Below are 1,884 nucleotides of genomic sequence, written 5' to 3' on the forward strand. Positions count from 1 at the left end.
TATCGATGGCTCCACGCCTATATCCAGCACGTCCGATCCGCAGGCATTTGCCCGTGTCGTACAGAATCAGACGCCCCTTCTCGCTGAGATCACCTCACTTCCTTGGGCGCGCTCCCATGCTCGTCGGCCCGAAGGGTCGGAAAAGCACTGCAAAAGGGACCCGAAATGGGCGGACACCGTTTTGAACAGGGTCGGGGAATCGGTAGGGTCAGCGGCGCGCGAGCCTATTCCCCTCGGGTTCGCGCGGCATTTAAGAATTCCCTAATCAAAACTTAAAACAACGAGGTAAATGGACATGCGCGTAATGCGGCGAGCCGATGGGGCCGGCCGGGGACGACGGGTGATCGCAGCGGCGTTCGCGGTCGTCGCGGTGCTCGGGGCCGGGGCCTGCGGTTCCGGCGAGACCGATTCCGGCACGGCGGCGGGCGAGACCGCGGCCGTGACCGACCAGGTGGCGGCGAACGCGTCCCTGCCGGCCAGTGCGGCGGCTGCGGCCCCGTCCACGAGTGCGGCGCCGTCGGTGTCGGCCTCCGCGCCCGGAAAAGCCGAGGCGAAAGCCACCGAGAAGACCGGCGCCTGCGGGCGGACCGCATCGGCGGCTCCCAAAGCGAAGATCACCGAGGTGAAGCTGAGCGCGGCCGTGGTCGGGTACGGCGGCGAGGGCGACACCGAGAAACTGCCGATGGCGATCGCCGCCCGGCCCGACGGCGGGTCGTGGCTGGCGTGGCTCGGCACCGGCGGCAAGGTCTACCTGGGCAAGCTCGGCTGCGACGACAAGATCGTCGGGACGCCGACCAGTTTCACCGGCATCGACCTGCAGGACGTGCAGGCCGACGCGACCGGCGGCGTCATCCTGCTCACCCGCAAGGGCACGTGCGGGGACGGGCCGCTGTGCGGCGGCGAGTCGAGCCCGTGCAACACCATGCACATGATCCGGTTCAACACCTCCGGCAAGCTGGTCTGGGAACGACAGGTCACCAACCTGACCGGCGGGAAGACCGGCTACGACGACGGCGCCCGGTTCATCTGGTGGTACCAGCACCACGGTCGGCTGGCGACCGACGGCAAGAACTGGGCCGCCTACTTCGGCGTGGCGATCACCGTGAAGAACGGCGACTGCGTCGACATCCACCAGGGCGACCGCATCCAGGTGGTCAGCTCGGCCGGCAAGCTGGTCAGCGGGCACGCGGCCAACGCCGAGGTGGGATGCAGCCACGCCTGGACGTCCCGCATCGTCTGGGATCCGAAGGCGAAGAAGTTCGTCGCGGTCTGCGCCACCGACAACGACTGCCGGATCGCCCAGCCGAACCCGTACCGGACGGTGGCGGCGGGCACCTGTGACGGCACGCTGTTCGGCGGTGACCTGGTGCTGGCCAAGAGCAAGGGCTACTGGACGGCGTGGAGCCAGGGCGGCTCGGTGCGGCTGGAACACTTCACCACCGGCAGGTCGGACAGCACGATCAAGACCGGGGTGGCGTCGAAGCACCCGCACCTGGTGTCCTACGGGGCGGGCCGGATGCTGCTCGCCTACGGTTCCGGGTCGTCGACGGTGGTGCGGGCCTACGACTCGGCGACGGGCAAGGCGATCGGCAGCAAGGTCACGGTCGCGGTCAAGGACCACGACTACCAGGCCTTCAAGGGGTACGCGGACGGCAGCGCCGCCTACGCCGCGGCCGGGAGCAGCAGCACCACCATCAAGATCGCCCGGATCCTGCCCCTGACGTGATCCTCGCGGATCGGCAGGCCTCGGACCTCTCGGGCCGGGGCCTGCCCTCGCCACGCTCGGTAACCAGTGACTATCGACCCAACGTATCGGCAATGATGCCCGTTCACCCCACGGCCCCGATAGGCCAGCGGTCGTTGGAGCGGCATGACCAACGAAAC

The 1,884-nt window shown here is 68.4% G+C and carries 1 protein-coding gene; it reads left to right on the plus strand.

Annotation, left to right across the window (positions count from 1 at the left end; translation table 11 throughout):
- The first annotated feature begins 340 nt into the window (after nt 1-340).
- A complete protein-coding gene (locus WH85_RS45975) occupies nt 341-1,726 on the plus strand; it encodes a hypothetical protein (protein ID WP_245674398.1) in 1,386 nt (461 codons plus the stop codon).
- Nucleotides 1,727-1,884 lie beyond the last annotated feature (158 nt).

The sequence above is a fragment of the Actinoplanes rectilineatus genome, from assembly GCF_000962825.1.
Lineage (GTDB): Bacteria > Actinomycetota > Actinomycetes > Mycobacteriales > Micromonosporaceae > Actinoplanes > Actinoplanes rectilineatus.